The organism is Nonomuraea sp. AD125B, assembly GCF_041402765.1.
Taxonomy (GTDB): Bacteria; Actinomycetota; Actinomycetes; order Streptosporangiales; family Streptosporangiaceae; genus Nonomuraea; species Nonomuraea bangladeshensis.
Window position 1 is genome coordinate 1 of the sequence record NZ_JBGLOU010000025.1, and the last position, 24974, is coordinate 24974.

At 70.8% G+C, this 24974-nt stretch carries 22 protein-coding genes; 11 read left to right on the plus strand and 11 right to left on the minus strand.

Annotation, left to right across the window (positions count from 1 at the left end; genetic code table 11):
• Positions 1–941: 941 nt before the first annotated feature.
• The 3 genes from ACBR40_RS42910 to ACBR40_RS42920 are packed head-to-tail and all read right to left on the minus strand — an operon-like array spanning position 942 to position 3371.
• Positions 942–1343 carry an ASCH domain-containing protein gene (locus tag ACBR40_RS42910; protein WP_344205039.1) on the minus strand — a complete coding sequence of 134 codons (402 nt, stop codon included), beginning with the start codon at positions 1341–1343 and terminating at the stop codon, positions 942–944.
• 27 nt (positions 1344–1370) lie between these two features.
• Entirely contained in the window at positions 1371–2393 is a 1023-nt protein-coding gene (locus tag ACBR40_RS42915) for a hypothetical protein (protein ID WP_344205040.1), read from the minus strand.
• Between the two features lie 48 nt (positions 2394–2441).
• Positions 2442–3371, minus strand: a complete 930-nt coding sequence (locus ACBR40_RS42920) for a DMT family transporter (RefSeq protein ID WP_371252527.1) — start codon at positions 3369–3371, stop codon at positions 2442–2444.
• A gap of 118 nt (positions 3372–3489) precedes the next feature.
• Between ACBR40_RS42920 and ACBR40_RS42925 the strand changes: the two genes are divergently transcribed.
• The 8 genes from ACBR40_RS42925 to ACBR40_RS42960 all read left to right on the plus strand — a co-directional run bounded on the left by ACBR40_RS42925 (position 3490) and on the right by ACBR40_RS42960 (position 11503).
• Entirely contained in the window at positions 3490–4896 is a 1407-nt protein-coding gene (locus ACBR40_RS42925) for a PLP-dependent aminotransferase family protein (RefSeq protein ID WP_371252459.1), read from the plus strand.
• 66 nt (positions 4897–4962) lie between these two features.
• Entirely contained in the window at positions 4963–5478 is a 516-nt protein-coding gene (locus ACBR40_RS42930) for a CGNR zinc finger domain-containing protein (RefSeq protein ID WP_091092310.1), read from the plus strand.
• Between the two features lie 164 nt (positions 5479–5642).
• Positions 5643–6131: a GNAT family N-acetyltransferase gene (locus tag ACBR40_RS42935; RefSeq protein ID WP_020545748.1), complete on the plus strand. Its 489-nt coding sequence runs from the start codon at positions 5643–5645 to the stop codon at positions 6129–6131.
• Between the two features lie 36 nt (positions 6132–6167).
• Positions 6168–7043: a 1,4-dihydroxy-2-naphthoate polyprenyltransferase gene (locus ACBR40_RS42940; protein WP_344205046.1), complete on the plus strand. Its 876-nt coding sequence runs from the start codon at positions 6168–6170 to the stop codon at positions 7041–7043.
• 23 nt (positions 7044–7066) lie between these two features.
• Positions 7067–8077 carry an adenosine deaminase gene (locus tag ACBR40_RS42945; RefSeq protein WP_364450607.1) on the plus strand — a complete coding sequence of 337 codons (1011 nt, stop codon included), beginning with the start codon at positions 7067–7069 and terminating at the stop codon, positions 8075–8077.
• Positions 8078–8176: 99 nt separating this feature from the next.
• Complete coding sequence (locus tag ACBR40_RS42950) at positions 8177–8872, plus strand: GAF and ANTAR domain-containing protein (protein WP_344205049.1); 696 nt, start codon at positions 8177–8179, stop codon at positions 8870–8872.
• A gap of 157 nt (positions 8873–9029) precedes the next feature.
• Positions 9030–10262 carry an FxsB family cyclophane-forming radical SAM/SPASM peptide maturase gene (locus tag ACBR40_RS42955; protein ID WP_344205050.1) on the plus strand — a complete coding sequence of 411 codons (1233 nt, stop codon included), beginning with the start codon at positions 9030–9032 and terminating at the stop codon, positions 10260–10262.
• Positions 10259–11503, plus strand: a complete 1245-nt coding sequence (locus tag ACBR40_RS42960) for an HEXXH motif-containing putative peptide modification protein (protein WP_371252460.1) — start codon at positions 10259–10261, stop codon at positions 11501–11503. The genes ACBR40_RS42955 and ACBR40_RS42960 overlap by 4 nt, the downstream gene beginning before the upstream one ends.
• Positions 11504–11509: 6 nt before the next feature.
• Here ACBR40_RS42960 and fxsT read toward each other — a convergent pair whose 3' ends face one another.
• The gene (fxsT, locus tag ACBR40_RS42965) at positions 11510–14023 is read right to left on the minus strand and encodes an FxSxx-COOH system tetratricopeptide repeat protein (RefSeq protein WP_371252461.1); all 2514 of its coding nucleotides are present in this window, start codon (positions 14021–14023) and stop codon (positions 11510–11512) included.
• Positions 14024–14185: 162 nt separating this feature from the next.
• On the opposite strand from fxsT, the gene fxsA reads away from it, so the two are divergent.
• Positions 14186–14371 carry an FxSxx-COOH cyclophane-containing RiPP peptide gene (fxsA, locus tag ACBR40_RS42970; RefSeq protein ID WP_344205055.1) on the plus strand — a complete coding sequence of 62 codons (186 nt, stop codon included), beginning with the start codon at positions 14186–14188 and terminating at the stop codon, positions 14369–14371.
• A 51-nt stretch (positions 14372–14422) separates the two neighbouring features.
• Here the strand turns inward: fxsA and ACBR40_RS42975 are convergent, their stop codons facing one another.
• A complete protein-coding gene (locus ACBR40_RS42975; protein WP_344205056.1) occupies positions 14423–15706 on the minus strand; it encodes an MFS transporter in 1284 nt (427 codons plus the stop codon).
• Between the two features lie 410 nt (positions 15707–16116).
• Between ACBR40_RS42975 and ACBR40_RS42980 the strand changes: the two genes are divergently transcribed.
• Positions 16117–16839 carry an aminoglycoside N(3)-acetyltransferase gene (locus ACBR40_RS42980; protein ID WP_371252462.1) on the plus strand — a complete coding sequence of 241 codons (723 nt, stop codon included), beginning with the start codon at positions 16117–16119 and terminating at the stop codon, positions 16837–16839.
• A gap of 239 nt (positions 16840–17078) precedes the next feature.
• Here the strand turns inward: ACBR40_RS42980 and ACBR40_RS42985 are convergent, their stop codons facing one another.
• The 6 genes from ACBR40_RS42985 to ACBR40_RS43010 form a co-directional block, all read right to left on the minus strand.
• On the minus strand, positions 17079–17561 hold the full coding sequence (locus tag ACBR40_RS42985; protein ID WP_371252463.1) for a GNAT family N-acetyltransferase: 483 nt from the start codon (positions 17559–17561) through the stop codon (positions 17079–17081).
• A 147-nt stretch (positions 17562–17708) separates the two neighbouring features.
• Positions 17709–18446 carry a 4-hydroxy-tetrahydrodipicolinate reductase gene (gene dapB / locus ACBR40_RS42990; RefSeq protein WP_371252464.1) on the minus strand — a complete coding sequence of 246 codons (738 nt, stop codon included), beginning with the start codon at positions 18444–18446 and terminating at the stop codon, positions 17709–17711.
• 88 nt (positions 18447–18534) lie between these two features.
• Positions 18535–19845, minus strand: coding sequence for a pitrilysin family protein (locus tag ACBR40_RS42995; protein WP_344205061.1), 1311 nt, complete (start codon positions 19843–19845; stop codon positions 18535–18537).
• On the minus strand, positions 19842–22190 hold the full coding sequence (locus ACBR40_RS43000; RefSeq protein WP_371252465.1) for a polyribonucleotide nucleotidyltransferase: 2349 nt from the start codon (positions 22188–22190) through the stop codon (positions 19842–19844). Before ACBR40_RS43000 ends, ACBR40_RS42995 begins: the two co-directional genes overlap by 4 nt.
• A 292-nt stretch (positions 22191–22482) precedes the next feature.
• Positions 22483–22752, minus strand: coding sequence for a 30S ribosomal protein S15 (rpsO, locus tag ACBR40_RS43005; protein WP_091092336.1), 270 nt, complete (start codon positions 22750–22752; stop codon positions 22483–22485).
• A gap of 180 nt (positions 22753–22932) precedes the next feature.
• Positions 22933–23859 carry a bifunctional riboflavin kinase/FAD synthetase gene (locus ACBR40_RS43010; RefSeq protein WP_371252466.1) on the minus strand — a complete coding sequence of 309 codons (927 nt, stop codon included), beginning with the start codon at positions 23857–23859 and terminating at the stop codon, positions 22933–22935.
• 81 nt (positions 23860–23940) lie between these two features.
• On the opposite strand from ACBR40_RS43010, the gene ACBR40_RS43015 reads away from it, so the two are divergent.
• Positions 23941–24972, plus strand: a complete 1032-nt coding sequence (locus ACBR40_RS43015) for an SAM-dependent methyltransferase (RefSeq protein ID WP_344205066.1) — start codon at positions 23941–23943, stop codon at positions 24970–24972.
• The last annotated feature ends 2 nt before the right edge of the window (positions 24973–24974 follow it).

Below are 24974 nucleotides of genomic sequence, written 5' to 3' on the forward strand. Positions count from 1 at the left end.
GCCATCGCCTGGTTCTCCTTCGATCTTGATCTTGCTACTCGAAGGATCACGCGATGGCCGTCTTCATTTCACGACGCCACGCCTGTGACCAGGTCAAACTCGTACACCACTCCCGTGGACGCAACCCGGCTCGGTGGTGCCGCAGGGGTCGGCTTGACGACCGGGCATCAGGGCTGAGGCTCGCTCGGCGAACGTCGTCGAGCGCGGACTGCGGGAGTGCCTATCTGTCAGGTCTTGTTCAACGGCCGGTTCGCCGGCCGAGGAAGGCATGGTGCGGCGGGTTGGGGCGGGGCGGCAATCGGGCGCTCGGCTCTTCTCGTCCGGTTCTCGCTTGTCGGGGATCGGCTGCAACCTGCGGGCAGTGCACTCCTCCGGAGAGTGCGCTTCTTGCGGGAGTTGCTCCTTCGAAAGTCCGCCCTTCGGGAGACTGCGGGGCTGGCCTAGGAGTTTATGGGGCGAGTTTAGGTCGAGGGACGCAGGGCGGAGTGGCGGACGCAGGACGGGTCGGGAACACACGGCGAGTCGGAGACACACGGCAGGTCGGAGACACACAGCAGGTCGGAGACACACAGCAGGTCGGAGACACACAGCAGGTCGGAGACACACAGCAGGTCGGAGACACACAGCAGGTCGGAGACACACAGCAGGTCGGAGACAGGATGGATCGGTGGACGCCGTGACGGGTCGGTGGACGCAGGACGGGCGAGGGGACCGAGGAGAGGCGCGGGTTCTTTTAGGCCAGTGCCAGTGCCCGTGGCACTGGCGACTGCCGATGCATTTGGCACTGGCGGTGACCGTGACGGTGGTGGCGGTGCCGTTGGCGGCCTGTGGAGCGCGCTTGCTTCAACGGCGCGGTCGCTTCGATGATGCGCTCGCACACTCCGTACTCGCTGGCGCCCGTGCTCGTTCCGGCGGCGCGCCCGCTGCGGCGGGCTGCTCGTCTACGGGGCGTCGACGAGATGGAAGCGTAGGCAGACGATGATGGTGGTGTCATCGACGTCGAAGCCCTGTGACGCCCAGTAGGCGCGGTGGACCTCACGCCAGTTCTCGATCGAGGTGAAGCCCTCGCCTTCCGCGTGGGCGAAGTCCCAGGGGACCTCCGCGAACGGGACGAGGTCGACTCGGGTGACCTCCAGTTCGGCCGCCCGCTCCCCGGCGTCGGTCAGCAGGATCAGGCGTTCGCCGACGTGCTCGACCTCCTCGCCCTCGGCTTCGTAGTCCAGGGCGAGGAGGCCGGCCGTCGCGGTCTTGCGGCCGATGAGAGCCAGGTTGGTGAGCCGGGTGCGGAGTTCGCCCGGAGTGCCGAGTTCGAGCGTCCGGAGCCCGTCGAGTCGAGGCCACATGGGTAACACCGTACGGGAACGTACCGGTCAGAAGACCGGGATGATGTCCTCCGGGTCGAGGAAGTCGACCTCGACCCCCTCCAGGTCCAGTTCGGGGATGGCGGGAAAGGCGATGCCCCACCGCTCGACGATGGCGCGGACGTGGGCCATGGCGACGCGCCAGTTGTCCGCCTGCTCCTCGTACGACAGCACCCCCAGCCCCGCCTCCCTCGCGTAGTCCATGAGGACGCGGTGGTTGTGCAGGAAGTACGGCGGCAGCTCCCAGAAGCCCCCGGGCGGCTCCCAGAGGATCATGCTGAGGAAGACGAAGCCCGCCCGGAGCTGGCGCGTGATGAGGCTGCGGGTGTCGTCGGTGAGGCCGGGCCATTCGTTCTCCAGGATCGTCATGCAGATCTGGAGATGGCGGGACTCGTCGCGTCCGATGCGCTGGAACATCTCGCTGAAGACCGGGTGCTGCGTACCCGACGACATGCCCCTGAACAGGGTCGAGGCGGCCATCTCCCCCATCATGAAGCTGGTGAACAGGACCGGCAGCGAGTACTTGCCGACAGCGGAGTTGTAGCCGTTCCAGTAGCGGCCGCCGTTGTGGTAGAGCCAGCCGATGTTGTTGTGGGCGGCGTGTTCAAGGTCGTCGGACGGGGTCCAGTCGAGGGGGCCGCCGGGCCAGAGCTTGGCGATGGAGCGCTGGCAGCACTCCTCGTGGTTCATCTCGTCGCGGGTGATCGAGAAGAAGCACTTCCTGACGGGGTCTTCCTCGTGCTTCTCGAAGGCGCTGATGGTGGCGCGGGCGAAGACGGCGGGCCCCGAGGCGTCGAAGTTGGCCAGGACGGCGAACCAGTACATGATCCCGAGGCGCTGCTCACGGGTGAAGTCCTCGGGCTTGAGCTGGTCCCAGGGCAGGTCGGCCGGGTTCCAGACCATGCGCTTGGACTTCTCGTAGATCGCGGCGAGTTTCTCCGTCTCGACGCGCCACTCCATGGGATAGATGTTGGGCTGCGGGATCTCCGGCGCGGGCCAGAAGCCGCCTTCAGGGATCGTGAGGTCCGCCATAGTTTGTGACACCTCCTCCTCCAATCCTGCGCGGAGGCGTCACGGCTTTCAAGTACGGGCGCGCTGGGTGATGGCGACACAGACGAGTACGGCGAGCGCGGCGGCCACCGTCACCGGGCCGAATCGTTCGCCCATGAGGAACCACGCCCAGATCAGGGTGAGGAGCGGCTGGGTGAGCTGGGTCTGGCCGGCGCGGGCGATGCCACCCTTGGCGAGGCCCGCGTACCAGGGGAAGAAGCCCAGGAACATGGAGATGACCGCGACGTAGGCGAAACCGGCGAGCGCCCCGGGGGTGATGGTGATGGGCGTGAGCACGGTCAGCGCGGCCGTGACGGGGGCGGTGACGGGCAGGGACAGAACGAGGGCGTGGGAGATCACCTGCCAGCCGGGGGTGTCGCGGGCCAGCCGACCGCCCTCGGTGTAGCCGATCGCGGCGGAGCCCAGCGCGGCCAGGAGGAGCAGGTCGGGCCAGGCCGCGGCTGCCGTACCTTCCTGCTGGAGGAGGGTGAAGGCGGTCACGGCGGCCGCGCCCGACAGACAGGCCGCCCAGAACAGCCGGCGCGGGCGTTCACCGGCGCGCAGCACGGCGCAGGCGGCGGTGGCGGCCGGGAGGAGCGCGGTGATCACGGCGGCATGGGACGTGCTGGAGCCCAGGGCCAGGGCCAGGCCGCTGAAGACGGGGAAGCCGAAGACGACGCCGAGGGAGATCAGCGCGTACGGGCCCCAGAGGTGGCGCGGCGGAAGAAGGGGGCGGCGGGCGGCTCGCAGGCAGACGACGGCAAGCAGACCGGCTACGGCGGCCCGGCCGATGGCCACCAGCCACGGGTTGAAGCCCTCCATGGCGTAGACGGTGCCGGGGAACGAGCCGGAGAAGGCGAGCACGCCGAGGAAGGCGAGAAGCGTTCCCCTGGTGCGGGCCCGACGAGCGTCCGAGGCCCGAGTGCCGAGGTCCTGAGCCTCCAGATCGTGAGCGTCCAGGCCCCGAGTGGCGGGCCCAGAACCACCGACCACTGAAGCAGCCGATGCGCCTGGCAGAACGGGCACATCGGAGGAGACCGCTACTCCATCCGCAACAGTAGCGCTATCATCATTCTTCATGACCAACGATAGCAGTATCGCCCACATCGCCGCGATACTGCGCGAAGAGGCCGCCCGCCTCGGCCCCGGCGCCCGTCTCCCCTCCAGCCGGGAGATCATGCGCACCCACAACGTCTCCCCCGTCACCGTCTCCCGCGCGATCGGCCAGCTGGCCGCCGAGGGCCGGGTGGTCACCAGGCCGGGGAGCGGGGCCTTCGTCGCCCACCCCCAGAAGACGGCCGGCGGCCGGGAGGCGGCGGACCTCTCCTGGCAGACGGTCGCGCTCGGCGACCGCGTCGTGGACGAGGGTCCCGTCGCCGCGCTCCTGGCCGAGGCCCCCGACGGCGTGGTCCCGCTGACCGGCGGCTACCTGCCGCCCGGCCTGCGCCCCGACCGGCATCTCGCGGCGGCCGCGGCGCGTGCCGTACGCCGTCCGGACGCCTGGGCCAAGCCGCCGCTCGCCGGTCTCGCCGAGCTGCGGCGCTGGTTCGCCGACCAGACGGGCGGCGACGTGACCGCGGCCGATGCGCTGGTCGTCAGCGGCGGCCAGGCCGCGCTCACGCACGCCTTCCGCGCGCTGGCGGCTCCGGGGACGCCGGTGCTGGTGGAGACGCCGACGTACCCGGGGGCGTTGGCCGCGGCGAAGGCGGCGGGGCTGCGGGCGACGGCCGTGCCCGTGGACGCGTCCGGCGTCCGTCCGGAGCTGCTGGCGGAGGCGTTCGCGGTGACCGGGGCCCGCGTCTTCTTCTGCCAGCCCACGCTGCACAACCCGACCGGCGCCACCCTTCCTGCCGAACGCCGCCGGCAGGTGCTGGAGGTGGCGCGGGCGGCGGGCGCGTTCGTGATCGAGGACGACTACGCCCATTACCTCATCGAGCAGCCCCCGCCCACGCTGGCCTCCATGGACGAGCATGGCACGGTGGTGCATGTCCGGTCCCTGACGAAGATCCTCTCCCCCAGCATGCGGGTGGCCGCGGTGATCGCCCGGGGCCCGGCCGCGCACCGGCTGCGGGCCGGGCAGCTCGTGGAGTCGTTCTTCGTGGCCCGGCCGCTGCAGGAGACGGCGCTGGAGCTGGTGGGCTCGCCGGCCTGGCGGCGCCATCTGGCGGCCGTCCACGCCGAGCTGCGCCTGCGCAGGGACGCTCTGGCCGCCGCGCTCGCCGCCCGCCTGCCGGAGGAGGCCGAGCTGCACCTGATGCCCGCGGGCGGCATGCACCTGTGGCTGCGCCTGCCCGCCGGTCTGGACGAGGACGCCCTGGTGGAGGGCGCGCGGCGGCATGGCGTGCTGGTGAGCCCGGGGCGGATGTACTACCCGTCCGAGCCGCCGGGGCCGCGGCTCAGGCTGACGCATGCCGCCGCGGCGCACCTGGCGGAGCTGGACGAGGGCGTACGCCGCCTGAGTCTGGCGTTCCAGGACCTCGCATGACCCCAGGACCTCGTACGGGACGGAGGCGCGATCATGAGCTTCATGATCGACCGCTAGAGTGGAGACATGTCGTCCCCCGCGGAGCTCGTCCGAGACTTCGTGAACACCTACGACGTCGCAACCGACACCGACGAGCTGTCCTCCCCCGCCGAGCTGGCCGTCTGGCTGCGCGAGCGCGGCCTGACCGGCCCGCGCGAGCGGGCCACCGACGACGACCTGCACACCGCGCACGCCCTTCGTGAGGGCATGCGGGCGGCGCTGCGGCGCGAGCCGGCCACTCTGCCCGGCCTGCCGCTGCAGGTCAGGGTGGGGGCGAGTGGTGAGCCGGAGCTGGTGCCGGCCGGGGCGGGCGTCGCAGGCGGGCTGGCCGCGATCGCGGCCGCGACGCTCGGCGCCGCGTGGGACCGGCTGAAGGTGTGCGCGGAGGGAACGTGTCAGCGGGCGTTCATCGACTCGTCCAGAAACCGTTCCCGCTCGTGGTGTTCTATGCGTGTATGCGGCAACCGCACCAAGACACGGGCTTACCGGGCGAGGAAGCGGGGTTCGCGTCGTCTCCAAGCCTCAAACACCGATACGGTGTAACTCGTGCCTTGTGGCATGAACGGCAGGCGAAGGAGCGGGCCGAGATGGCAGACGTAGGCGTCCGGGCGGCCCGGCGCGAGGATGTGCTCCAGGTTGCGAATTGTCAGGTTCGCGCCTGGCGCTACGGCTACCGGGACTTTCTCCCGGAGGGGCCGCTTGAGCAGATGACGGGCCCCGCGGCCGAGAAGATGTGGCTGCGCCAGTGGGACGAGGCGATCGTCGCCCCGCCCAGCCCCATGCACCGGGTGCTGGTCGCGGTGGAGACCATCCTCGACACCGAGGGCTTCCCCGCCCTGGGCGCGGGCGGCAGTGCCGCGCTCGTCACGCCGCGCGGCGGCGAGCGCGTGGTCGGCCTGGCCTCGCACGCCCCCGCCGAGGACCCCGACCTCGATCCGAGCGTCGTGGCCGAGATGCTGACGCTGCTGGTCGACCCCGACTTCGTCCGTCGCGGGCACGGCAGCCGGCTGCTCAACGCCACCGTCGACTACCTGCGCGATGACGGCTTCCGGCAGATCGTCACCTGGGTGTTCGCCGACAACTACGCGGTGCTCGGCTTCCTGGAGTCGGCCGGCTGGGGCGAGGACATGGCGGAGCGCGTTCTCGACATGGGCCGTCCCATCCGCATGGTGAGGCTCACCACGGACATCAGTTAGGCAGAGGACGAGTAGGCAGAGGACTAGGCAGAGGACATGGCAACACCCGGCCAATGGATCGCCGGCGCGCGGCCCCGCACGCTCCCCAACGCCGTCGTCCCCGTCATGGTGGGCACCGGCGTGGCGATCGGTGAGGGCGGCTTCGTGTGGTGGCGGGCCGTGCTGGCGCTGTTCGTGGCGCTCGCGCTGCAGATCGGCGTCAACTACGCCAATGACTACAGCGACGGCATCCGCGGCACCGACGACCAGCGGGTCGGCCCGATGCGGCTCGTGGGCTCGCGCGCGGCCACCCCGCGCCAGGTGCTGACGGCCGCGCTGAGCTGCTTCGCCGTCGCCGCGGTGCTGGGGCTGGCGCTGGTCGTGGTGACCCGGGCCTGGTGGATCCTGCTGGTGGGCGCGGCCTGCATCGCCGCCGCCTGGTTCTACACCGGCGGCAAACGCCCGTACGGCTATCGCGGGCTGGGCGAGCTGGCCGTGTTCGTGTTCTTCGGCGTGGTGCCGGTGGTGGGCACGACGTACGTGCAGACCGAGTCGCTGAGCTGGGCGGCGCTGCTCGCGTCGATCCCGGTGGGTCTGCTGTCGTGCTCGATGCTCGTCGTCAACAACCTGCGCGACGTGGGCACCGACGGGCAGTCGGGCAAGCGGACGCTGGCGGTCGTGCTGGGCGCGCAGCGCACGCGGGCCCTGTACGTGGCCTGCCAGGTGCTGCCGTTCGTGGTGGCGCTGGCCATGACGGTGGTCACTCCGTGGGCGGCGCTGACGCTGCTGGCGGCGCCGCTGGCGGTGACGCCGATCCGTACCGTGCTGGGCAGGGCCGTCGGGCCCGCGCTGATCGCGGTGCTGCAGCAGACGGGCAAGCTGCAGATGGCGTACGGGTTGCTGTTCGCGGTGGGTCTCGCTCTGGTCTTCTGAGGCCGGCGTTCTAGTCTGGGCAGATGAAGGACTTCATCGCCGGGCTGCCCAAGTGCGAGCTCCACCTGCACATCGAAGGAACGCTGGAGCCGGAGCTCAAGTTCGAGCTGGCCGCCCGCAACGGGCTCGCGCTGCCCTACGCGTCGGCCGAGGAGATGCGCGCGGCCTACTCCTTCGACAGCCTGCCGTCCTTCCTCACCGTCTACTACGAGGGCATGCGGGTGCTGCGCACCGAGCCCGACTTCTACGACCTGGCCATGGCCTACCTCCGCAAGGCCGCCGCGCAGAACGTCCGCTACGCGGAGATCTTCTTCGATCCGCAGGCGCACACCGGGCGCGGGGTGCCGTTCGACGTGGTGATCCGGGGGCTGCGGCGGGCGCTGATGGACGCCGAGGCGCGGCTCGGGGTGCGGGCGCAGCTCATCATGTGCTTCCTGCGCGACTTCCAGGCCGAGTACGCGATGGCGACGCTGCTGGAGTCGCTGCCGTACAAGGAGTGGATCGCCGGCGTCGGCCTGGACTCCGACGAGAAGGGCAACCCGCCGGCGAAGTTCGCCGAGGTCTACGCCCGCGCCCGCGCGGAGGGCTATCTGCTGACCATGCACTGTGACGTCGACCAGGACGACGCGGTCGAGCACATCCGCCAGGCGATCGAGGACATCGGCGTCGACCGGATCGACCACGGCGTCAACATCCTGGAGGACCAGCGGCTGGTGGAGCTGGTGCTGGCGCGGGGCATGGGGCTCACCTGCTGCCCGATCTCCAACGGCTTCGTCACCGACTCGATGAAGGCCGAGGGCATCCGCAAACTGATGGACCTGGGCGTGCGGGTGACGGTCAACTCCGACGACCCGGCGTACTTCGACGGCTACGTACAGGAGAACCTGATCGCGCTGCAGGAGGCGCTGCAGCTCAGCGAGGAGGAGCTGGCGGGGCTGGAGCGCAACGCGTTCGAGGTGACCTGGCTCCCCCGGCCGGTCAAGGACGCCTACCTCGCGGAAGTGGACGCCTATCTCGCCTCCCGGGCCCGCTGAAGGGTGGCGTAACGCCCCTGCCGCAGGGCAGTCTTATCGTTGCGGACGGTCCGGACAACCGAGGGCGAGGGATCTTCGTTGAACCGGCCTAGTGTCCTCATGGACATCGAGGAGTTCGAACGGGCGCTCGGCGACTGCCTGTCCATCGCCACCCGCGCCATGCCCGATTCCCCCATGATGAGCATCGCGCTGCGCGCCGAGGGCGGGCTGCGTACGGTCGCCTGCACCGACGCGCGCGCCGAGCTGCTCGACGAGCTGCAGTCGGTCACCGGTCAGGGGCCCTGCGTGGACGCGCTCGACACGGGCGAGCCGGTCACCTCGGCCGACCTGGCGGCCGACCCCCGCTGGTCGCGGTTCAGCGCCGAGGCCGGGCTGCGCAGCCTGCACGCCGAGCCGCTGAAGTCCGAGGGCCTGCTGCTGGGCGTCCTGACGCTCTATTCGGGCGAGCGCGGCGGCTTCGCGGAGGCGACGCGCGTGACGGCCCGGGTGACGGCCGAGCACATCGGGGTGCTGTTCCGCACCGCTCTCGGCGCGGCCCGGTTGAAGGAGGTGGCCGCGCAGCTCAAGGAGGCGCTGAACACGCGGGCGGTGATCGACCAGGCGCTCGGCATCGTGATGGCGCAGCGGCGCTGCACCTCGCAGCAGGCGTTCGAGATGCTGCGGCACGTCTCCCAGGACCGCAACGTCAAGGTCTACCAGGTGGCGGCGGGCATCGTACGGAAGGTGACCGGGGAGGCGCCGCAACGACCGCGTTTCGAGGATCCGCCGCCGCGGGCGCGTCCCCGGACGCGGTGACCACCGCCCCGCCCCGAAAATCCACGATATTTATCGGCTTTTCCGGAAATTGCGCCATAACCCGGTCCACATTCTTTTCTTGACGTCGTGAATCTTGACTGGGCCGCAAAGTGGGTAAAGATGGAGCGGGGTGCATCACGACGCTAAGAGGTAGCCGTTGTCACTCAGCCCTGAGCCGGAACTCTCGCACGCCACAGGGTTCCCGGACCTCCTCGACGTCGACGCGTTATTGGCCGGAGGCTGGCGCCCGCTCGCCTTCCAGCAGTTCATCCTGAAGGTCCACAGCCGCTGCGACCTGGCCTGCCGACACTGCTACGTGTACGAGATGGCCGACCAGAGCTGGCGCGAGCAGCCGCGCAGGATGTCCGACGCGATCGCCGACCGCGCGATCGAGCGCATCGCCGAGCACGCCGCCGCCCACGACCTCGGCGAGATCGACGTCATCCTGCACGGCGGCGAGCCGCTGCTGGCCGGCCCCGAGCTCATCTCCCGCATCGTCCGTGGGGTGCGCGGCGCGGTGGCCACGGGCACCCGGGTCAACGCCCACATCCAGACGAACGGCGTACGGTTGCACGACGACTACCTCCGCCTGTTCGAGTCGCTGGAGATCCGGATCGGGGTCAGCCTGGACGGCGACGCGGAGGGCCAGGACCGCCACCGCCGCTTCGCCGACGGACGCGGCAGCCACGCCCTGGTCAGCGAGTCGCTGCGGCGGCTGAGCGAGGGCCCCTACCACCATCTGTTCAGCGGCCTCCTCTGCACCGTGGACGTGCGCAACGACCCGATCCGCACCTACGAGGCGCTGCTGGAGTTCGACCCGCCGGCGGTCGACTTCCTGCTGCCGCACGGCAACTGGGCCGAGCCTCCGCCGTTCCGCGAGCCGGGCTCCCCCGCCACCCCCTACGCCGACTGGCTGATCCAGATCTTCGACCGCTGGTACGACAGCCCGGTGCTGCAAACCGACGTACGCCTGTTCAGGGAGATCATGCGGCTGCTCATGGGCGGCCACTCGCGCGCGGAGAACGTGGGCCTGTCCCCGGTGCGCATGGTCGTCATCGAGACCGACGGCGGCATCGAGCAGTCCGACAGCCTGAAGAGCGCCTTCCAGGGCGCCGCCAGGACCCCGCTGCACGTGCTGCGCGATCCCCTGGACCACGCCCTGCTGCAGCCCGCCATCGCCGCCCGCCAGATCGGCGAGCTGGCGCTGTCGTCCACCTGCCGCCGCTGCGACCTCGTCTCGGTCTGCGGCGGCGGCCAGTACGCCCACCGCTACAGCCCGCTCACCGGCTTCGCCGAGCCGTCGGTCTACTGCCCCGACCTCTACCGGCTGATCAGCCACATCGGGGCGCGCTGCGGGCGCGACGTGGCCCGGCTGAGAGCAGGGCGATGAGACCCGTCACTCACCGGCTGTCCGCCGCCGCGTTCGCCGAGCTGGCCACGGGCGGTGGCGGCGCGGCCGCCCTGGCCGAGCTGCGCGCCGCCCAGACGAGCAAACACCGCCTCCTCGTACGCCTGGCCGCCGAGGAGTCCGGCACCGCCGCCCGCGCCTACGAGACGCTGGCCGAGCTGGAGGCGGGCGCGCCCGGCGAGGTGAGCGACTGCCTGCGCCATCCCGCGGTGGGCGCGTGGGCGCTGCGGGCCTGCCGCGGCCAGGCCGACCCCGGCCGGTTGGCGGCGGTCGCGCTGGCCGCGGCGGTGCGGGCCGGCGCGGCGTGCCGACTGGAGGTCCCGGTGCCCGGCGGCCGGCTCGTGCTGCCCTCCCTCGGCCTGCTGACCCTGCCGCCCGACGGCCGGGAACGGGTCATGGCCACCGTCGAGCCGGCGGACGGCGGCGCGCGCGTCCACGCCGGGGGGCGGGCCTTCCTGGTGCGTCCCGGCCGCGACGGGCAGGGCTGGCAGGCCCTGCACCGGATGTCGTTCGGCCCGGACACCACCATGACCGTGGACGACCTCGACCCCCATCGGTGGCTGGGCGACGACGTGGCCGGTCGCCTGCCCCCGGCGCGGCGGCGGCGCTGGAGCACCTGCCTCGGCCAGGCGTGGGAGATCCTGCGGACACGCCACGCGACCGTGGCCGAGGAAGTCCGCGCGGCCGTCTCGGTGCTCACGCCGATCCTCGGCACCGCCGTGGAGCAGCGCAGCGCCTCCGCGCGCGACCTCTTCGGCACGATCGCCCTGTCCGACCCCGTGGACGGGATCGGCATGGCCCTCACCCTGGCGCACGAGCTCCAGCACATCAAGCTGTACGCGCTGACCGACCTCGTCACGCTCACCCTGCCGGACGACGGCCGCCGCTTCTACGCCCCCTGGCGGCCCGATCCGCGCCCGCTGCACGGGCTGCTGCACGGCGCGTACGCGCATGCCGCCGTCGCGGCCTTCTGGCAGCGGCACCTCACCGACCCGGAGCACGGGGCGAAGGCCGAGGTGGAGTTCGCGCGCTGGCGCGAGGCCTCCACGCAGGTCACGGCGACGCTGCTGGACAGCGGCGGCCTCACCGAGGAGGGGACGCGCTTCGTCGGCACGCTGCGCGACACGCTCGCGAGCCTGGACGGCCAGCCGGTGAGCGCGGGCGCGGCCGAGCGGGCCCGCCTGATGGCCGAGGCACACCGGCGGTCCCACAGCCCCGGATGAGGCGGGTCAGATGGGCGGCGGGTCGAAGTCGCAGTTGAGCCGCTCGCCCGCGAGCAGCCCCAGCGCGTCGGGGTGCTCGCGCCCCATGGCCAGCTCGAAGCGCTGCGTCGTCTCGGCGAGCAGCCGTTTGGACTCCTCGCTCGCGCCGACCGCCTCCAGGTCGAGGCAGAGGTTGGCGGCGCAGATGAGGCTGAGGTAGTGGTCGGCGGAGAAGCCGGCCTGGATGACCCGCAGGTTCTCCTCGCCGACGGCGCGTGCGTCCTCGTGCCTGCCGAGCGCGGCGAGGTCGTTCTGCAGGTTGATCGCGCAGCTCACGGTGTAGTCGTGGTCGCGGCCGACCCGGGCGGTGAGCCCGGCCAGCGCCCGCTCGTCCAGCGCGAGCGCCGCCTCGGGGTCGCCCGTGAGGCGCAGGAGGAGGGCTTGGTTGATCCGCGCCGCCTGGGTGAAGGGGTGCTCGTCGCCGAACACCGCCGGGTAGAGCCGCAGGGCCCGCTCGGTGATCTCCAGCGCCTCGTCCAGCTCCCCGACGGCGCGCAGCACGTTGGCCAGGCCGAAGGCGGCGGCCAGGGTGTAGGCGTGCTCCTCGCCGAACAGGCGGCGCGAGCGGATGTAGGTGTCGCGCATGAGCTGCAGGGCCTCGGGCAGCCGGCCCACGCGGCGCAGGCAGACCGCGAAGTCCTTGGCCGCGAGCAGCGTGCTCGGGTGGTCCTCTCCCAGGCTCGCCACGCCGTAGGAGTAGGCCTCCTCGGCCAGGTCGGTGGCCACTTCGAACTGGCCGTTCAGCCGGACGGCCCGGCTGAGGTTGGTCCACGTGAGCAGCAGCACCCGGCGGCCGATGCCCTCCATGCTGCTCTGCTTGAGATAGACGTCCTGGAGCAGCTCGCTGGCCCGGCCGTAGTCGCTGGTCAGGGTGTAGTCGAGGGCGAGGCTGTGGCGGGCGCGCAGGGTCAGCGGGTCGCTGTCGCCGTAGAGGCGCTCGTAGGTTTCGGACGCCTCCGCGTCCAGTTTCTGAGCCTGGGAGAACTCGCCCCGGCCACGCAGGGCTCCGGCGTAACCGATCTTGGCCCACAACGTCTCTGAGTGGTCGGGGCCGAGCGTGTCGGTCATCAGGCCGAAGGTCTCGGAGACGAGCTGGACGGCCTTGGTGTACTGGGCGAGCTGCAAATAGACGTTGGACAGGTGGACGCGGGCGACCAGCACGTCCTTATGGTCGACGCCGTCGACCTGCGTCCACTTGGTGACGTACTCGTTGATCAGCGCCTGCGCCTGGCGGTAGCTGCCGCGTACGTACAGGTAGCGCACCAGGTCGAGGGCGAACCTGCGGACGGCCGGCACCGTGCAGTCGATCAGCCCGGACGGCTCCAGGTGCGCGGCCAGCTCCTCGTAGCGGGGCCAGTTGACCGTGTCGTCGGGATCGGCGGGAGCGGTGCCCGACAGCAGCAGGTGGACCTCGTGGCGCAGCTCGGCGCGGTCCTTCTCCGGGGTCTCGTCACGCAGCAGGGCCTGGTTGAGCCGGTGGACCTGGAGGGTGCGTACGGACGGCTCCACCTTGACCAGGGCCAGCCGCTCCAGCTGGCTCAGCGCGTTGGTGAGCGTGATCGGGTCGGAGAGGATGGGCCCGAGACGCGGGCCGACCGCGCGGTTGCCCCGGCGGAAGACGTCGCGCGGGATGGGCTCGGGGCCGAAGAACGCGCAGCAGCGCAGCACCTCGACGGCCGCGGGAAGGGTCTTCTGCAGCTGGTCGACCGACAGGCGCCAGGCCGCCGTCATGGAGGTCGGGTAGGTGGGCGACTTCTCCAGCTCCAGCAGCCTGCTGGTCTGCTCCTGCAGCAGCTCCAGGTAGTCCTCGACCGGCATCAGGGTGCGGACCAGCAGTGCCGCGGCCTGTTCGAGCGCGATCGGCAGGTCTCCGAGCTGCTCGGCGATGCGGTCGGCCTCGTCGAGGCTGACCGTCTCGCTCAGCCGCCTGCGGAGGAAGGCCACGCTCTCCTCGCGCCTGAACACGTCCACCTGGATGGTGGGCTCGTGGTCGCTCCAGCGCGAGTTGCGCGAGGTGATGATGACGTGGCCGGGGCCTCGCGGGATGAACTCCTTGACGTATTCGGGCTCCTCCGCGTTGTCGAAGATCACCAGCCAGCCGCGGTACGGCGACCCGCTCTCCAGCGCGCGGATGACCTCCTGGGCGGTCTTCTCCACGCCGGTGCTGCTCGCGGGGGGCAGGCCGAGCTTCGGCGCCATGTCCGCCAGCGTCGAGGGCACCAGCAGGGGCTGGTCGGCGGAGACCCAGAGGACCAGGTCGTAGTGGGCGCGGTATTGCCAGGCGTACTCGATGGCCAGCTGCGTCTTGCCGACGCCGCCGAGTCCCTGCAGCGCCCGCGGCTGCGCGACGACCGCCGTGACGGTGTTGATGCTTTTTCTCAGTGCCGTGAGGAGGTCCTTGCGGCCGGTGAAGTTCGGATTGCGATTGGGCACGCGTTCCCAGACCTGCGAGCTCTGCGGCGGCAGGAAATTCTCCGTCACGTCGGTCCTCCGCTTCATATCCGAAGAGGTGAGGCAACCGTAGAACTCCATACTAGAGGTTGATTAGCGCACCGCGCTGTCACAGAATGCTAAATAGCCACAATGAAGAACGCGCTCGCGCATCGGTTCATATGCGGGCGACCGAAACGGATGGAGTGCGCCATGCGTGACGGGCATCAGAAGCAGGGCACGTTGATCGATGTCAGCGCTCTTTCCTTGGCGGACATGCTGTCGGTGGAAAGCGCGGCGCTCCGGGCGGCGATGACGTCCTGTCTCGACGAGGGAGGAGACGTCGCGGCCTTCGGCAACTCCCTGGCGGGGCTGTCCACCGACCGCCACGGACGATGACTGCACGCGAAATTGTCGCAACCGGCCTTTCCTGATGAATGGCCGCGAAACTCACCTTTCAACGCCGGGTGAGGGCACGAGGTCCCGGGACAGGCGGTGCGCCCCGAGCATCCTCGGCAGTCTCGGCAGTTCGGGCCTCGGCAGGTCGGGCGGCAGCAGCGGGGTCAGCCGCGTGCCTATCGGCGGCCAGAAGCTCAGCCCCGCCGCGGCCAGCATGAGCAGGCACAGCACCGCCGAGCCGCCCTGCACGTCGCCCCAGGCCACCATGAAGCCGCCCAGGGGCGCGGCGAAGCAGAACGCGCCGTACGAGGACAGGCGCGACACGCCGACGACCCTGGCCAGGGTCGCCGGATCGACCTTGTGGACCTCCACCGACCTGATCGCGACGTTGCTCAGCGCGCCGCCGATGCCCGTGGCCACCAGGGCCAGGGCGAAGAAATAGGACGGCAGGCTCACGTACGTGCCGAACGCCGCCAGCACGAGCGCGAACGCCCAGATCCACAGGTGCAGCCGCAGCACGCCGCGCACGGGCGGCAGGACGAACGACAGGGCCGAGCCCAGCACGCCTCCCACCCCTCCCGCCGCGAGCACGATCCCGACCTTGAGCGAGGACATGTCTCCCGACCCGGCGACGTAGATCATGATCAGGGTGTTGACCATGAGGTTGGTGAAGGTCGTCACCACGATCGAGCCGCCCAGGAACGGCAGCTTGGTGAGCTCGCGGAAGCCCTCGGCCAGGTCGCGCAGCCGTGACGGCCGGTTGGGGTGCCGGCCCGTGTCACGCCCCCAGCCGAAGAACAGGGCGTAGGAGATCGCGAAGAGGACCGAGTTGACCACGAAGGGAACGAACCGGCCGACCCCGAAGAGATAGCCGCCAAGCGGCCGGCCGGCCAGCGAGGCGAAGTGGCTCGCGGCCTCGCTCTTGGCGAGCGCGCTGTGCATCCTGGCCGGTTGCACCATCGCGGGCAGCAGGGCCGACTCCGCCAGGGTGTAGAGCACCCAGAGGCTGCCCTCGACCGCGGCGGCCAGCAGGAGATGCGTGAGCGACGGCCCGCCGAACATCATGGCGACGAGCACGGAGGCCACGCTGAGCAGGCGACCGGCCTCCACCCACAGGATCACCCGGCGAGGCGAGATCCGGTCGACCAGAAAGCCGCCGGGCACGTAGAAGAGCAGGATGGGGAGGGTGAGCGCGAACCCGGCCCAGCCTGCGGCGGCGGGTGAGGACGTCTGCACCAGGGCGAGAAGCGGATAGGCGACGCCGAGCGTGCGCGTGCCGACTGTCGAAATGGCCGAACCAGCCCAGATCGGACCAAACCCGGCCTTTATCGGCATTTTTGCCGCTTTAAGCCGCGTGTGGTCAGCCGTCTCGTCCACGCCCCCTGCCTTTTCGAACCCGACCTTTCGGTCATAAGCGGTCGAGCATGACACAAGCCGCCTCTTACGTGGGGGATGGGACTACTTACCAGGTATTTACCAGCCGCGACCCGTTGCAGTATAGGGGACAACACCCTGGCATACGCATCCGGCACTCTTTCTGGTCCGTCACTATACCGTCGTCGGCGTGGCATTTATGCCGCCATGATCAACAGAACGGCGAAGAATGACTGAAGAGCCTCGACAGTACCCCCTGCGCCTGATCGGATGATCTTGTGACGACTAAGAGCCTTAAGTGCCCGATATACACCTTTAATGCCTTGAGTCGTGATTTTTCAGCTCTTGGTGTGGCTTGCGGCCAGGTGGTGATGCTGCACTCCTCGCTGCGCCAGGTCGGCCCCACCGAAGGCGGCGCCGCCACCGTGGTCGCGGCCCTGCGCGAGGTGCTCGGCGACGACGGCACGCTCGCCGTCCCCGCCGGCACCGCCGGGAACTCCGACACCTCCCCCCTCTACCGCGCGGCCGTGGCCGGGATGACGCCCGAGGAGGTCACCGCCTACCGCGAGCGCATGCCGGCCTTCGATCCCGCCACCACCCCGTCGCAGGGGATGGGGGTGATCGCCGAGCACGTACGCATGCTGCCGGGGGCGCGGCGCAGCGCCCACCCGCACACCTCGATCGCCGCCGTCGGGTCCAGGGCGGCAGAGATCACCGACGGGCACGCACGGGACTGCCTGCTCGGCGAGCGCTCCCCTCTGGCCCGCCTGTACGACGCCGACGCCCAGGTCCTGCTGCTCGGCGTCGGCTACGACCGGTGCACCGCCTTCCACCTGGCCGAGTACCGCTGCGCCGAGCGTCCGCCGCGGCGCACCTACCGGGCGGTGGTGGACGACGGGGACGGGCGACGGTGGACCGAGTTCGAGGACGTGCAATTGGACGCGAGCGACTTCCCCGCGCTGGGGACCGCGTTCGAGCAGACGGGCGCCGTGCGACGGGGACGGGTGGGGGCGGCCGAGGCGCGCCTGTTCTCCCTACGAGCCGCCGTGGACCACGCCACCGACTGGCTCGCCACCCACCGCCCCCGTCCTTAGCCCGCCCACGGGCCTCGCCGCTCCCACCCTTAGACGCCCACGGACGCCACCGTCAGGGCCCACGAATGTCAGCGTCAGGGCCCACGCCACGGGGTCACCGTTAGAGCCCCACCGGCCTGCCGTCAGAATCCACCGGCCTCGCCGCCAGGCCCCACCGGCCCGCCTTCAGATCCACCGGCCTCGCCACCAGACACCCTCGACCCAGCCATAGAACGCCCGCCATGGCGCGCCCGCGACACTCAGCCAGTGGCGGCGCTCATCACCACGCGCGGCGCGACCTCCAGTCCCAGCGCGCGCTCGTGCTCCACCAGCGCGCGCAGCTCCGGCCCCCACTCCTCCGGCGGGAGGACGGCGAAGCCGTGACGGGCGTACCAGGGGGCGTTCCACGGGACGTCGCGATAGGTGGTCAGCGTCACGCGCGGAACCCCGACGGCGCGGGCGTGGTCGAGGACGGCCGTCACGAGCCGGCCGCCGATGCCGCGGCGCATGCTCTCGGAATGCACGGCGAGCTGGTCGAGATGGAGGTGCCCGTCCACCTGGCCCATCAGCGCGAACCCGGCCGGCGGCTCGCCCTCGACCAGGACCAGCCCGGGGTCGCCGGCCTCCTCGATCATCGTCGTGCCCGGCGGGAACGTGATGCCGACCTGCTCGAAGAGCCGGTCGGCCGCCAGCTCGACCGCCACGAGACCGGGGAGTTCTTCAGGATCAGCCCATCGCACCACGCCGACACGATCTCATCCTTCGGGCCGATCGCGCACGCCGTTATTAGTGTGGGTGATCGTAGGCCCGGCTGTGCGGAGCCGGGACCCTCTCCTCACGGCGTGCCCACCGGCCCACCGCCTGGTGGGCACGTCGTGCGGCCGTGCCGATCACAGGTCGAGCAGGGGCTCCAGGCCGATCGTGAGGCCGGGAAGCTCGCGCACCCGGCGCACCCCCAGCAGAACACCCGGCGTGAACGCCGACCGGCTCATCGTGTCGTGCCGGATCGTGAGGATCTCGCCGTCACCGCCCAGCAGGACCTCCTGGTGGGCGATCAGGCCGGCCAGGCGCACCGCGTGGACGTGCACGCCGCCGACGTCGGCCCCACGGGCGCCGTCAAGAGAGGTGCTGGTCGCGTCGGGCATCGCGCCCGCCCCGGCCTTGGCCCGGGCCTCGGCCACCAGCTCCGCCGTACGGCGGGCGGTGCCGGACGGGGCGTCGGCCTTGTTGGGATGGTGCAGCTCGACGATCTCGACCGACTCGAAGTAGCGGGCCGCCTGCTGCGCGAAGTGCATCATGAGCACCGCGGCGATGCCGAAGTTGGGGGCGATCAGGCAGTTGGTGCCGGGGTTCTCGCCCAGCCAAGCGCGTACGGTCGCCAGCCGCCCCTCGTCGAACCCCGTCGTGCCCACCACGGGATGGATGCCGTGCGAGATCGCCCATTCGAGGTTGTCCATGACGACGTCGGGATGGGTGAAGTCGACCACCACCTCCGCGCCCGTGAGCCCTTCGAGGGGATCGCCCTTGTCCAGCGCGGCCACCAGCTCCATGTCGGGAGCCGCCTCGACCGCCTTGCACACCTCGACGCCCACGCGCCCGAGCGCGCCCAGCACACCTACCCTGATCACAGGGCAACCCTATCCCAAGGCACGCGAACGGCCCCCGCGCCGGGCGCGAGGGCCGTCCACCGCCGTCAAGCCGCCGTCAGGCCGCCGTTCAGCGGATCGCTTCGGTGAAGTCCTTGTCACCGTAGGGGCCGATCACGGCGAGCGTGAGCGGCCGGTTGAGCACGTCGCGGGCGATCTCGTCGATTTCCTCGGAGGTGACCGCCTCGATGCGCGCCAGCACCTCGTCCACCGACATGAGCTCCTCGTAGACGAGCTCGTTCTTGCCGATCCTGGACATGCGCGAGCCGGTGTCCTCCAGCCCGAGCACGAGGCCGCCGCGCATCTGGCCCTTGCCGCGCCCGATCTCCTCCTCGCTCAGCCCTTCGGCGACCACCCGGGCCACCTCGTCCCGGCAGATCTTGAGCACGTCGTCGATCTTCGTCGGCAGGCAGCCGACGTAGATGCCGAACTGCCCGGTGTCGGCGTAGGCGGAGGTGTAGCTGTAGGCGGAGTACGCCAGCCCGCGCTTCTCCCTGATCTCCTGGAACAGCCGCGACGACATGCCGCCGCCGAGCGCCGCGTTGAGCACGCCCAGCGCGAAGCGGCGGTCGTCGGTGCGGGACAGGCCGGTGGTGCCGAGCACCAGGTTGGCCTGCTCGGTGGGCCGGTCGAGCACCCGGACGCCGGGACGCGGCCCGGCGCCGGGGCCGCTGGTGCGCGGCGGTTCGTACTCGGCGGGGCCGCTCAGCGCGCCGGCCCGCTCGTACGCCCGCGCGACCAGCTCGACGACCTCCTCGTGCCGGACGTTGCCGGCGACGGAGACGACGGTCCGGCGCGGCCGGTAGTAGCGGTGGTAGTACTCGGCGATGCGCTCGCGCCCGAGCGCGTTGATCGACTCGACCGTGCCGAGGATAGGCCGGCCGATCGGCGAGTCGCCGTAGAGCGCCGCCGCGAACTGCTCGTGCACGACGTCCGACGGGTCGTCGTCGTGCATGGCGATCTCCTCCAGGATCACGCCGCGCTCGGACTCCACGTCGTCCTCGGTCACCAGCGAGCTGGTCACCACGTCGGCGAGGACGTCGACCGCGATCGACAGGTCCTCGTCGAGCACCCGCGCGTAGTAGCAGGTGTACTCCTTCGCGGTGAAGGCGTTGATCTCGCCGCCGATGCCCTCGACGGAGGCCGAGATCTCCATCGCGTCCCGCGTGGGGGTGCCCTTGAACAGCAGGTGTTCGAGGAAGTGGGTGGCGCCCATGTGCTCGGGGGCCTCGTCCCGCGAGCCGATGCCGACCCACATGCCGACCGCGACGCTACGCACGGTCGGCATGGTCTCGGTCACCACACGCAGCCCACCGGGGAGGACGGTGCGCTTGACTTCCCCGGCTCCGTCCTTACCGGGGTGCAGCGTGGTGGTGTTCACGAGTTGCGGTCGTCCCCCTCGCCGTTGGCCGAGCCGCGGGTGCGCACGCGGGTGCGGGTGCGGCGCGGGCGCTCCGAACGCTCCTCGGCGGGCGCGGCGTCGGCGTCGGCCTGCGGGGCCTCGCCCTCGTCGCCCTCGCCGGCCGTGGCGGCCTTGGCCTCGCGCTCGGCGGCCTCCTTCTCGATGACCTCGACCGGCACCAGGGACAGCTTGCCCCGGCCGTCGATCTCGGCGATCTCGACCTGGATCTTCTCGCCGACGCCCATGACGTCCTCGACGTTCTCGATCCGCTTGCCGCCGTGCAGCTTGCGGATCTGCGAGACGTGCAGCAGGCCGTCCTTGCCGGGCATGAGCGAGACGAACGCGCCGAAGGCGGCGATCTTGACGACCGTGCCCAGGTAGCGCTCGCCGACCTCCGGCATGTGCGGGTTGGCGATGGCGTTGATCGCCGACCGGGCGGCCTCGGCGGACGGGCCGTCGGTGGCGCCGATGTAGATCGTGCCGTCGTCCTCGATGGTGATCTCGGCGCCCGTGTCGTCCTGGATCTGGTTGATCATCTTGCCCTTCGGGCCGATGACCTCGCCGATCTTGTCGACCGGGACCTTGATCGTGATGATGCGCGGCGCGGTCGGGTTCATCTCGGCCGGCCGGTCGATGGCCTCCTGCATGACGTCGAGGATCGCCAGGCGGGCGCCCTTGGCCTGCTTGAGCGCGGCGGCCAGCACGGAGGCGGGGATGCCGTCGAGCTTGGTGTCGAGCTGCAGGGCGGTGATGACGTCACGGGTGCCGGCGACCTTGAAGTCCATGTCGCCCATGGCGTCCTCGGCGCCGAGGATGTCGGTCAGGGTGACGTAGTCGTCGCCCTCGCCGATCAGGCCCATCGCGATGCCCGCGACCATCTCCTTGAGCGGCACGCCGGCGTCCAGCAGCGACATCGTCGAGGCGCAGACCGAGCCCATCGAGGTCGAGCCGTTGGAGCCGAGCGCCTCGGAGACCTGGCGGATGGCGTAGGGGAACTCCTCGCGCGTGGGCAGCACGGGGATCAGCGCCCGCTCGGCCAGCGCGCCGTGGCCGATCTCGCGCCGCTTGGGCGAGCCCACGCGGCCGGTCTCGCCGGTGGAGTAGGGCGGGAAGTTGTAGTTGTGCATGTAGCGCTTGGTGCGGTCGGGGTTGAGCGTGTCGATGACCTGCTCCATGCGCAGCATGTTGAGGGTGGTGATGCCCATGATCTGGGTCTCGCCACGCTCGAACAGCGCCGAGCCGTGCACCCGCGGCACCACGTGGACCTCGGCCGACAGCTCGCGGATGTCCTTGGTGCCGCGGCCGTCGATGCGTACGCCCTCGCTGATGACGCGGGCGCGCATGAGCTTCTTCATCACGGCGCGGAAGGCGGCGCTGATTTCCTTCTCGCGGCCCTCGAACTCGGGCAGCAGCTTCTCCGCGGCCAGCGCCTTGACCTTGTCGAGCTCGTTCTCGCGCTCCTGCTTGCCGGCGATGGTGAGCGCGGCGGCCAGCTCGGTCTTGATCGCGGCCTCGACGGCGGCGTAGGTGTCGTCCTGGTAGTCCAGGAAGACCGGGTATTCGGCCGTCTCCTTGGCCGCGACCTGCGCGATGCGCGACTGCGCCTCGCACAGCACCTTGATGAACGGCTTCGCGGCCTCCAGGCCCTGCGCCACGGCCTCCTCGGTGGGCGCGACCGCGCCCTCGGAGACCAGCTTGAGCGTGTCCTTGGTGGACTCGGCCTCGACCATCATGATGGCGACGTCGCCGTCGGCCAGCACCCGGCCGGCCACGACCATGTCGAACGTGGCCCGCTCCAGCTCGGGGTGCGTCGGGAAGGCCACCCACTGGCCGTCGATCAGCGCGACGCGCACGCCGCCGATCGGGCCGGAGAACGGCAGCCCGGCGAGCTGCGTGGACAGCGACGCGGCGTTGATGGCGACCACGTCGTAGAGGTGGTCGGGGTGCAGCGCCATGACGGTGGCGACGACCTGCACCTCGTTGCGCAGGCCCTTGACGAACGACGGGCGCAGCGGCCGGTCGATGAGGCGGCAGGTGAGGATGGCGTCCTCGGACGGCCGGCCCTCACGGCGGAAGAACGAGCCGGGGATGCGGCCCGCCGCGTACATGCGCTCCTCGACGTCCACCGTCAGCGGGAAGAAGTCGAACTGCTCCTTGGGGGTCTTGGAAGCCGTGGTGGCCGACAGGACCATGGTCTCGTTGTCGAGATAGGCGACCGCGGAACCGGCCGCCTGCCGCGCCAGACGACCGGTCTCGAACCGGATCGTGCGCGTGCCGAAAGAGCCGTTGTCGATGACGGCTTCAGCGGTGTGGACACCCTCCACGGGGGACCTCCTTGTGGTCGGTCTCCCGCGCCCTTTTCACCGGCACCCTCGTTAGGTGCAGCGCCGGTCTTCGATCGAAGCGCCCGGTCACGTGCGTTCTTACCGGAAGCCACTACCGAGGACCGGCCCGCAGGCGTCGCGGGTCGCATGGTGCTGAGCGGACGCGGGGGCTGTGTGTCTCGGATCTTCAGTTGTACGTCAGGCGCGGGGCTGATTTCATCTCGCCACGCGCCTCACGCCGTTGCTCTACCCATATGAAGAAGGGAGCGGCCTGCGCCGCTCCCTTTCCATGTTATCGGCGCAGACCGAGGCGCTCGATGAGCGTCCGGTAGCGCTGGATGTCGACCTTCTGCAGGTACTTCAGCAGACGACGGCGGCGGCCGACGAGCAGCAGCAGGCCGCGGCGGCTGTGGTGGTCGTGCTTGTGGGTCTTGAGGTGCTCGGTCAGCTCGCTGATGCGCTTGCTGAGCAGCGCGATCTGCACCTCGGGCGAGCCGGTGTCGCCTTCGGCGGTGGCGTACTCGCTGATGATGTTCTTCTTGGCAGCGGTGTCGAGGGACACGGCTCTCCTTCTGACTACGGACACGCGTGGATGTGACAAAAGCGCGAACGACCGTGCGTGCCTACAGTCGCCGCGAGAATGGCCGACGTGGGCGAAGGCGCGAAAGCGCTGCCGTCACAGAGCCGACATGCAAGGTTACCATCCCACGCGCGGTGCTCGGGCGAGCGCCGCGCCGGGGCCTCACGCGGTCAGCCGGCGGGCGGCCTCGACGTCGGCCTGGATCTGCTCGATCAGCGCCTCGATCGACTCGAAGCGGGTGTTGCCGCGCAGCCGGGCGGCGAAGTCGACCGCCACGTGCGCGCCGTAGAGCTCCAGGTCGTCGCGGTCCAGCGCGTACGCCTCCACCGTGCGCGGCACCCCCTCGAACGTCGGGTTGGTGCCGACCGAGATGGCCGCGGGCCACCGCTCGCCGGGGTAAAGGGCGGGCAGGTTGGCCACGGGCACGCACTCCAGCCAGCCGGCGTAGACGCCGTCGGCCGGGATCGCGGTGTGCGGGGGCGTCTCGACGTTGGCGGTGGGGAAGCCGAGCTGACGGCCGCGCTGGTAGCCGCGCACGACCACGCCCTCCACCCGGTGCGGCCGGCCGAGCAGCGCCGCCGCGCCCTCGACGTCCCCTGCCACGATGTGCTCGCGGACGGCGGTCGAGGACACCCCGGCCACCGGGGGCAGGACCTCCACCGTGAAGTCGTACTTGTCGCCCAGCGCCCGCAATGTCTCGACATCGCCGCCGGCGTCCCGCCCGAAGGTGAACCCCTCCCCCACGATCACGGCCGCCGCCCGCAGCCGCTCGGCCAGCACCGTCCGCGCGAACTCGGCCGCGTCGGCGCGCGACAGCTCCAGCGTGAACGGCAGGACCTCGACCTCGTCCACGCCGAGCGCGCGCAGCAGCTCGGCGCGCCGCCGGGGACCGGTCAGCCGGGCCGGGTGCGTGCCGGGGCGCACGACCTCGTCGGGATGCGGCTCGAAGGTGACGGCCACGGCGGGCAGCCCCCGCTCGCGCGCGACGGCGACGGCCCGCCCGAGGACACGCTGGTGGCCCCGGTGCACTCCGTCGTACACGCCGACGGTGACGACAGACCTACCCGAACCCTGCACGCCGGACCCCATTCGCTCGTCGCGGATCGAACCACACAAGCCTGCCACGCGCCTGGCCGTGACCTCCAATCGAGGGGGCTACACTCGGCCATCATGCCTCGATACGCGCTTCTGATCCTGCCTGCGTTCAACCGGGTCTACGCCGACAGCTCCGTCCGGCTGACGAGGAGCGAGCTGGCCGTCTTCGGCGCGCGCGGACTGCGGGCGGAGCTCTCCGGGAGCGAGGAGCACGTGTTCGGCGGCGTCCCCTACGTGACGTTCGAGACGGCCGCGCCGCTGGCGGAGCGGGACGTGGCGCTGCTGTCCAACCTGTCGTCGGTCTACGCGCTCTTCGGCGTCGAAGGTGAGGGCGAGGAGCCGCTGCTGCGCCCGCTGCCCGTACGGCCGCTCGACCGGCTGAGCAGCGACCTCATCACCATCCAGAAATACGCCGGCAAGACCAACGAGCACTTCACCAAGCTGCTGCTCAACGTCACCGCGCTGGCCTCGGGCAAGGGCCTCGGCGAGCGGCTGTCGGTGTTCGACCCGCTCTGCGGCCGGGGGACCACGCTCAACCAGGCCCTCATGTACGGCTACGACGCCTACGGCCTCGACGTCGACGCCAAGGACTTCGAGGCCTACACGGGATTCATCAAGACCTGGCTGCGCAACAAGCGGCTCAAGCACACCGCCGAGACCGTGCCGGTGCGCCGGGAGCGGGCGCTCGCCGGGCGGCGGCTCAACGTCACGTTCGGGACGTCGAAGGAGGCGGTCAAGGCCGGCGACGTGCAGCACCTCGCCGTGGTCAACGGCGACACGCTGCGCAGCAGGGAGTTCTTCAAGCCGCACTCGTTCGACCTGGTGGTGACCGACGCGCCCTACGGCGTCCAGCACGGCAGCAAGGGCGGCTCGGGGCTGTCGCGCAGCCCGCTGGAGCTGCTGCGCCGGGCGGTGCCGATCTGGGCGGAGCTGCTGCGGCCCGGCGGGGCCATGGGCATCGCCTGGAACACCTACGGCGGCAAGCGCGAGGAGCTCGCCGCCGTCCTGACCGCCGCCGGCCTGGAGGTCGTGGACTACCCCGACTTCGAGCACTGGGTGGACCAGGCGATCGTGCGCGACGTCATCGTCGCGAGCAAGCCCGCCTAGAC

What these genes read in the sequence shown, in the direction of transcription:
- ACBR40_RS42910 (WP_344205039.1), bottom strand. Translation starts at nt 1,343, where the DNA reads ATGTGGCCTCGACTCGACGGGCTCCGGACGCTCGAACTCGGCACTCCG.
- ACBR40_RS42915 (WP_344205040.1), bottom strand. Translation starts at nt 2,393, where the DNA reads ATGGCGGACCTCACGATCCCTGAAGGCGGCTTCTGGCCCGCGCCGGAG.
- ACBR40_RS42925 (WP_371252459.1), top strand. Translation starts at nt 3,490, where the DNA reads ATGACCAACGATAGCAGTATCGCCCACATCGCCGCGATACTGCGCGAA.
- ACBR40_RS42930 (WP_091092310.1), top strand. Translation starts at nt 4,963, where the DNA reads ATGTCGTCCCCCGCGGAGCTCGTCCGAGACTTCGTGAACACCTACGAC.
- ACBR40_RS42935 (WP_020545748.1), top strand. Translation starts at nt 5,643, where the DNA reads ATGACGGGCCCCGCGGCCGAGAAGATGTGGCTGCGCCAGTGGGACGAG.
- ACBR40_RS42940 (WP_344205046.1), top strand. Translation starts at nt 6,168, where the DNA reads ATGGCAACACCCGGCCAATGGATCGCCGGCGCGCGGCCCCGCACGCTC.
- ACBR40_RS42945 (WP_364450607.1), top strand. Translation starts at nt 7,067, where the DNA reads ATGAAGGACTTCATCGCCGGGCTGCCCAAGTGCGAGCTCCACCTGCAC.
- ACBR40_RS42950 (WP_344205049.1), top strand. Translation starts at nt 8,177, where the DNA reads ATGGACATCGAGGAGTTCGAACGGGCGCTCGGCGACTGCCTGTCCATC.
- ACBR40_RS42960 (WP_371252460.1), top strand. Translation starts at nt 10,259, where the DNA reads ATGAGACCCGTCACTCACCGGCTGTCCGCCGCCGCGTTCGCCGAGCTG.
- fxsA (WP_344205055.1), top strand. Translation starts at nt 14,186, where the DNA reads ATGCGTGACGGGCATCAGAAGCAGGGCACGTTGATCGATGTCAGCGCT.
- ACBR40_RS42975 (WP_344205056.1), bottom strand. Translation starts at nt 15,706, where the DNA reads ATGCCGATAAAGGCCGGGTTTGGTCCGATCTGGGCTGGTTCGGCCATT.
- ACBR40_RS42980 (WP_371252462.1), top strand. Translation starts at nt 16,117, where the DNA reads ATGCTGCACTCCTCGCTGCGCCAGGTCGGCCCCACCGAAGGCGGCGCC.
- ACBR40_RS43010 (WP_371252466.1), bottom strand. Translation starts at nt 23,859, where the DNA reads ATGGGGTCCGGCGTGCAGGGTTCGGGTAGGTCTGTCGTCACCGTCGGC.
- ACBR40_RS43015 (WP_344205066.1), top strand. Translation starts at nt 23,941, where the DNA reads ATGCCTCGATACGCGCTTCTGATCCTGCCTGCGTTCAACCGGGTCTAC.